Origin of the sequence: Candidatus Pelagibacter sp. HIMB1495, assembly GCF_052047955.1 — a bacterium.
GTDB lineage: Bacteria > Pseudomonadota > Alphaproteobacteria > Pelagibacterales > Pelagibacteraceae > Pelagibacter.
In genome coordinates, this window is the sequence record NZ_JBNAIQ010000001.1 from 1,418,390 (window position 1) to 1,424,936 (window position 6,547).

The 6,547-nt window shown below is 28.3% G+C and carries 10 protein-coding genes, 1 tRNA gene and 1 rRNA gene; 4 read left to right on the forward strand and 8 right to left on the reverse strand.

Going from position 1 to position 6,547, the window contains the following annotated elements; genetic code table 11:
• Positions 1–23: 23 nt before the first annotated feature.
• From rpmE to ACTTAW_RS07640, 4 genes are all read left to right on the forward strand, one after another.
• The gene (gene rpmE / locus ACTTAW_RS07625) at positions 24–254 is read left to right on the forward strand and encodes a 50S ribosomal protein L31 (RefSeq protein WP_075506043.1); all 231 of its coding nucleotides are present in this window, start codon (positions 24–26) and stop codon (positions 252–254) included.
• Complete coding sequence (locus ACTTAW_RS07630; protein ID WP_440651890.1) at positions 255–836, forward strand: cell cycle transcriptional regulator TrcR; 582 nt, start codon at positions 255–257, stop codon at positions 834–836.
• A gap of 63 nt (positions 837–899) precedes the next feature.
• On the forward strand, positions 900–1,094 hold the full coding sequence (gene rpsU / locus ACTTAW_RS07635) for a 30S ribosomal protein S21 (protein WP_075484443.1): 195 nt from the start codon (positions 900–902) through the stop codon (positions 1,092–1,094).
• Positions 1,095–1,100: 6 nt separating this feature from the next.
• Positions 1,101–1,177, forward strand: a tRNA-Met gene (locus tag ACTTAW_RS07640).
• A 6-nt stretch (positions 1,178–1,183) separates the two neighbouring features.
• Here ACTTAW_RS07640 and ACTTAW_RS07645 read toward each other — a convergent pair.
• The 8 genes from ACTTAW_RS07645 to ACTTAW_RS07680 form a co-directional block, all read right to left on the reverse strand.
• The gene (locus ACTTAW_RS07645; RefSeq protein ID WP_440651892.1) at positions 1,184–1,882 is read right to left on the reverse strand and encodes a transaldolase family protein; all 699 of its coding nucleotides are present in this window, start codon (positions 1,880–1,882) and stop codon (positions 1,184–1,186) included.
• A gap of 5 nt (positions 1,883–1,887) precedes the next feature.
• On the reverse strand, positions 1,888–3,282 hold the full coding sequence (locus tag ACTTAW_RS07650; protein WP_440651894.1) for an NAD(P)(+) transhydrogenase (Re/Si-specific) subunit beta: 1,395 nt from the start codon (positions 3,280–3,282) through the stop codon (positions 1,888–1,890).
• Between the two features lie 3 nt (positions 3,283–3,285).
• A complete protein-coding gene (locus tag ACTTAW_RS07655) occupies positions 3,286–3,594 on the reverse strand; it encodes a proton-translocating transhydrogenase family protein (protein ID WP_440651896.1) in 309 nt (102 codons plus the stop codon).
• A gap of 4 nt (positions 3,595–3,598) precedes the next feature.
• Positions 3,599–4,687: an NAD(P) transhydrogenase subunit alpha gene (locus ACTTAW_RS07660; protein ID WP_440651898.1), complete on the reverse strand. Its 1,089-nt coding sequence runs from the start codon at positions 4,685–4,687 to the stop codon at positions 3,599–3,601.
• A 19-nt stretch (positions 4,688–4,706) separates the two neighbouring features.
• Entirely contained in the window at positions 4,707–4,817 is a 111-nt protein-coding gene (locus tag ACTTAW_RS07665) for an aa3-type cytochrome c oxidase subunit IV (protein WP_440651900.1), read from the reverse strand.
• 4 nt (positions 4,818–4,821) lie between these two features.
• Positions 4,822–4,947 (reverse strand): type B 50S ribosomal protein L36, encoded by a 126-nt coding sequence (gene ykgO, locus ACTTAW_RS07670; RefSeq protein WP_008545413.1) that lies wholly within the window; start codon positions 4,945–4,947, stop codon positions 4,822–4,824.
• 14 nt (positions 4,948–4,961) lie between these two features.
• Positions 4,962–5,076: ribosomal RNA gene (rrf, locus tag ACTTAW_RS07675) — 5S ribosomal RNA — on the reverse strand.
• 82 nt (positions 5,077–5,158) lie between these two features.
• On the reverse strand, positions 5,159–6,436 hold the full coding sequence (locus ACTTAW_RS07680) for an O-antigen ligase family protein (protein ID WP_440651902.1): 1,278 nt from the start codon (positions 6,434–6,436) through the stop codon (positions 5,159–5,161).
• Between the last annotated feature and the right edge of the window lie 111 nt (positions 6,437–6,547).

Here is a 6,547-nt window from a genome sequence, read left to right on the forward strand (position 1 = left end):
ATTCTTTTGCTATAAGTCTCCGCATGAAAAAAAATATTCATCCAAACTATCATACTATTAAAGTTGAAATGACAGACGGTACACAATTTGAAACAAAATCAACTTGGGGTGCTGAAGGTGATTTGCTTAAACTTGAAATTGATCCAAAATCACACGCTGCTTGGACAGGTGGAAAACAGAAATTAATGGATAAAGGTCGAATAAGTAAATTTAATAAAAAATTTCAAAACTTTAAATCAGAAAAGAAAAATTAAATGTCAAATGCACCTCTAATGCCAATGGCTACCGCTGTTTGGTTGGTAGAAAATACAACTCTAACATTCAAACAGATTGCAGATTTCTGCAGACTACACGAGGTAGAGGTACAAGGTATAGCAGATGGTGAGGTTGCGAAAGGGATTAAAGCTTATAATCCAATTATATCAGGACAACTTTCTAGAGAGGAAATAGAATTATCATCTAAAGATGAGAATAGACCACTACAAATCAAAAATAGTGACATTGAGATTTCAAATGATGAAAAGAAAATAAAAAAATATATCCCTCTTTCAAAAAGACAAGACAAGCCAGATTCTGCATTATGGCTTATCAGACAACATAATATTTTAAAAGATTCACAAATAGCAAAATTGGTTGGAATTACAAAAAATTCTGTAACTTCAATAAGAAATAAAAGTTACTGGAATTACAATAATCTAAACCCAAAAGATCCTGTAGCATTAAATTTATTTTCTCAAAAAGATCTGATAGACGCATTAGAAAAAGCCGAAAGAAGAATTAAGAGAGAGAAAAAAGAAAAAGAAAAACAAAATAAAGTTAGTCAATCAAGCATATAATGAACAAAACTAATAGACATAAATTAATAAAAGTGATAACAAACCACTTTTTTGGAGGTAGTTATTAAAATAGAAGTTAAAGATAATAATGTTGAACAAGCATTAAGAGTATTAAAAAGAAAACTGCAAAGAGACGGTTTCTTTAAAGTTATTAAATTAAAAAATACATACGAAAAACCTTCTGAAAAGAAAAAAAGAATTCTTCAAGAAAACATTAAAAGAGTTAAAAAGTTAAATAAACTCAAGAATAGAATTTAAATATATCGCGGGGTGGAGCAGTCTGGTAGCTCGTCAGGCTCATAACCTGAAGGTCGGCGGTTCAAATCCGTCCCCCGCAACCAATTTAGCTATAATTTAAAATTAGATTTTTTGCTATCGATTAGAAATGCTCTGACTGTTTCAACAGTTAGCTGATTAAAAGACTTACCAAACTTTTCAATTTTTTCAATTAAAGTTGGTGGAATAGTGATTATGTGACATGCCAATTGTTTAGCTTGTAAAAAATTATATGGTTCTCTCACACTGGCCCATAAGATTTCTACATTTTTAAATTTTCTTGCTAATTTTATACTTTTAACAAATTCTGGAATTGGATCTTTACCATTGTCCCCTGCTCTTCCAGCAAAAATAGATATAATTACATTTGTTTTCTTATTTATTACTTTAAGTATTTTTGCAGTTTGCTTAGCTGAGTATACTGCTGTTATATTCAACTTAATATTTTTACTATTTAATTCTTTAATAACTTTACCTGAAAATTTATTTTTTGAATTGACTATTGGAACTTTGACATAAACATTTTTGCCCCAAGAATTTATTTCTTTTCCTTGTTCAATCATAGATTTTTGATCATCGGCAAAAACTTCAAATGAAATTGGTTTATTTTTACAAACTTTAAGTATTTGTTTAGAGTATGATTTATAATCTTTTGCTCCAGCTTTTCTCATTAAGCTTGGATTTGTTGTAAATCCTTTTACAATTTGTTTCTTATTAAATTTTTTAATTGAAGATAAATCTGCAATGTCACAAAAAATTTTTGTATTCATCAAATCTACAAATTCTTTGTAATATCTTCAGTCATTTTTTTTGCATCTGCAAATAACATCAATGTATTTTCTTTATAAAATAAATCATTATCGATTCCCGCATATCCAGGGGATAAACTTCTTTTAACAAACAATACTGACTTACATTTTTCCACATCTAAAACTGGCATTCCATAAATTGGGCTTTGTGGATCTGTTTTTGCTACAGGATTAGTAACGTCATTTGCACCAATTACAAATGCAACATCTGCATTTGCAAAATCGTTATTAATCTCCTCTAATTCGAATACTTCATCATATGGCACATTTGCTTCTGCTAACAATACATTCATGTGCCCGGGCATTCGTCCTGCAACCGGATGAATAGCGTATGAAACTTTAATATCATTTTTCTTTAAAGTATCTACCATTTCTCTAAGAGCATGTTGAGCTTGCGCAACTGCCATTCCATATCCTGGAACAATTATAACTGATGAAGCATTTTTCATTAAAAAAGCTGCATCATCTGCATTACCACTTTTTACTGGTCTTTGTTCTTTACTTTGACCTTCGGTTACTTGATCAGTAGCTCCAAAACCTCCTAATATAACATTAAAGAATGATCTATTCATTCCTTTGCACATAATATATGAGAGTATTGCTCCTGATGATCCAACTAAAGCACCAGTAATAATCAGTGCTGTATTTTCCAAAGTAAATCCAATTCCTGCTGCAGCCCAACCAGAGTAAGAATTCAGCATCGAGATTACAACCGGCATATCTGCACCACCAATAGGAATTATAATTAAAAATCCTATTAAAAAAGAAACTGCAATTAATAACCAAAATAGATTAGATGATTGTGTCGAACAAAGATAAATTGTTAATATTACAATAAATATTAACAATAAAGCGTTTAATAAGTGCTGACCTTTAAAAGTTATAGGCGCACCTGACATTATTCCTTGTAATTTTAAAAAAGCAATGACAGAACCAGAAAAGGTGATCGCACCAACAGCTGCTCCTATTGCCATTTCGATTAAACTTGCAAGCTTAATATTTCCTGGCGTTCCAAGATTAAAGGCCGCAGGATTTATAAATGCTGAGATTGCAACAAATACCGCTGCAAGTCCAACCAAACTATGAAAGCCAGCTACTAATTCTGGCATTGCAGTCATTGGGATACGATATGCTATAAATGCTCCAATACTTCCACCAATTGCTAAAAATATTAGAACATAAATAAATCCTGATGAAAAATTTCCGACAGAAAGAAATGTAACTGTTACAGCAATAACCATTCCTATTATTCCAAATAGGTTTCCTTGTCTTGAAGTTTCAGGAGATGACAAACCTCTTAAAGCTAAGATAAACAAGACACCAGATAGTAAGTATAAAATTGCAGATAAATTTGCTGACATTGGTTATTTATCCTTTTTCTTTTTTTTATACATAGCCAACATTCTTTGGGTTACTAAAAATCCACCAAAAATATTAACTGCTGCTAAAATGATCGCTAAAAAACCATAAATACTAGATGAAGAAAACACTTCTCCATCACTCCCCGATAAAGCTGCAATGATTGCACCTACAATAATTACTGAAGAGATTGCATTTGTAACTGACATCAATGGTGTATGTAACGATGGTGTTACGCTCCATACTACATAATACCCAACAAATATTGATAAGATAAATATGCTTAGCCTGAATATAAAAGGATCTATTTCCATAATACTATTTAATAAGTGTTTTCTCTATTATTTCATCATCTAAATTAATATTTATCTTCTTATTTTCTTTATCATATAAATTGGAGACAAAATTAAATACATTTTTTGCATACAAATTAGAAGCTGATACTGGCAATTTGTTTAATATATTTGCATCCCCTAAAATTTTAACACCATCTTTTTCAACAATTTTGTCAACTTCGGTATAAGAAGTGTTTCCTCCTTGAACCGCTGCTAAATCATAAATTACTGAACCTGGTTTCAAATTTTTAAACATTCCCTCTTTAATTATTTTTGGAGCTTCTCTACCTGGAATTAAAGCAGTACAAATTATTATATCAACTTTTTTTAATGTCTCTGTTAATAATTCTTCTTGTTTCTTTTTAAATTCATCTGAAGCTTCCTTCGCATAACCACCTTCAGTTTCTAAATTTTCAGATCCTTCAACAGTTAAAAATTTACCGCCTAAACTTTCAACTTGTTCTTTAGATGCCATTCGTACATCAGTAGCAAACACAACAGCACCCATTCTTTTAGCCGTTGCAATTGCTTGTAATCCAGCAACACCTGCTCCAACCACCAACACTTTTGCTGCAGGAATAGTTCCTGCTGCAGTCATCATCATTGGAATTGCTTTTTCATAGACTTGGAAAGCCTCCACAACAGCTTTATAACCAGCAAGGTTAGCTTGTGATGATAAAATATCCATTGATTGTGCCCTTGTTATTCTTGGTAATAATTCTAATGAAAAACAATTTATTTTTTTTGACTTTAAATTATCTAATTTTTCTTTATTCAAAAAAGCATTTAATGAACCGATTAAAGTTTGATTTTCTTTAAATAATGACAACTTTTCATCATGTGGTAATCCTAATTGAATAACAACCTCAGAATTTTTAATTATTTCATCTTCATTATCTAAAAAATTAACACCTAGATTTTTATAGTACTCATCACCAAAACCTAAGTTGGTTCCATAATTATTCGGTAAAGTTAAATTAAACCCTAAACTAATATATTTTTTTGCTATTTCAGGAGTTATAGCTATTCGCTTTTCAATATTGTGATCTTCTGAAATTGAAGCTAAATTCATAAAAAAATAATTTAAGTTGTTATAAAAGAAATATTGCCATTAAAATTAAAACTGTAAGTACGGCAACTGTTCCCCACAAAACAAATTTAGTAAAATTATTCCAAGTATTTTTATGGTTTTCATTATCCATAAAACTATTTCTGTCTTGCTTTAAATTTTGGGTTTGTTTTGTTAATGACGTAAACCCTTCCTCTTCTTCTAACAAGTTTAGAGTTTAAATCTCTTTTTTTTATAGATTTTAGTGAACTTTTAATTTTCATAGATTATTTATTATGCCTGGCAATGACCTACTCTTCCATGTCTTAAGACAAAGTACCATCGGCGCAGAAAGGCTTGACTTCCGAGTTCGGAATGGGATCGGGTATTACCCTTTCGCAATAATTACCAGGCACAGCTTTATACTTAAAAAATTACTTGTGGTAAAGTAAAAATACACAAAAAATAAATATAATTTGGCGATTTTGCAATTAATTAAGAATTATTAACTTTTCGAGACTCCAAGCTCCAAATTAAAAAAGGAGCATATAAAATTAGCAAAATACTTAACCAATTATTAAAAAAATTACCAGTTGGTGCAAATGGCCAAATATATATCAGTATACCCGACATAACACATACTTCAAAATCATTAAAAAAATATCCTTTTTTATATTTATGAAACATATGAATAATTACATAATAACAAAAATAAAATGTGACCAATAAAAGAAACAAAAAACCTAAAATTCCAATTTCAGATAAAATTTGAATATACGTATTATGGGGATGTGGAGAACATGATAAATGACTTACTTCATATCTCGGATCATCACAATAGTGTCTAAAATTTTTAACACCTACTCCAATTAACTTGTTATCTAAGAACATTTTGTAAGCTGTAATATAATGATGGGTGTGTTGTTTTGAAAAAATATAAATTTCTTGTTCTTTCTGTTGATCTTCTAAGCTGTTTAAATTCATTTGATTTAAAGTTAAATCAATAATTCTTTCTTTGGCTACTGGATTTATATAACTTATTATTATAATTAATAATAAACTGGATAATAAAGTGAATAATCTAATATAAAGTAATTTATTAGAAAAAATTATCACAAAAATTGCTGATAAATTAATAAAAAAAAATGCAACTCTTTCGCCACTTAAAAAAATAAGAGACTCTGATAAAATAAAAATTAAAACTAATATAGAAAAAAATATATTTTTTTTGTTAAAGTAAAAAATAGATAAACCAAAAAATAGAGGCCAAAGTCTAGTTAAATAGCTTCCCATAATTTTTTCATCTCCAAATAAACTGCTTATTCTTGATCCACCATATAATCCAAATATATTTTCCCCAAAAAAATATTGATAATATCCATCAATAACTAATATTAAAAAAGACAGAAAAATATTATAAAAGAAAAACTTAACGAATGTTTTGTTAAATTTTAAAAATGTTACAATTGCAATTATAAATATTCCATATCTAAAATAAAAAAAAGATATTTTTAATGAATCTATATGAAAGTTATTTATTAAAGAGTTTATTATTAAATAAAAATAAAAAACTAAAAAAATATAAAAATATTTTTTTTTAAAAAAATTAAAATTATTTCTCTTGTAACAATAAGTTAAAAAAATTAAGGCTATCAAAGATATCGACAAATCACTTAAAAATGGACCAGAAATTAGAAAAAAAGGTAATAAAGAAAATAAAATTGTTGGAATGCTAAAAAAAATTAACTTTTCTTTTTTTGAGTAAAATTCCATAATTTAAGATAGAGTATTTTATATTTACTTTAAAAATTAAGTTTTTAATATATAGAAAATTTATATTACTATAAACTTTAATAAACTAAGTTTAATTATAAAAATAAATAT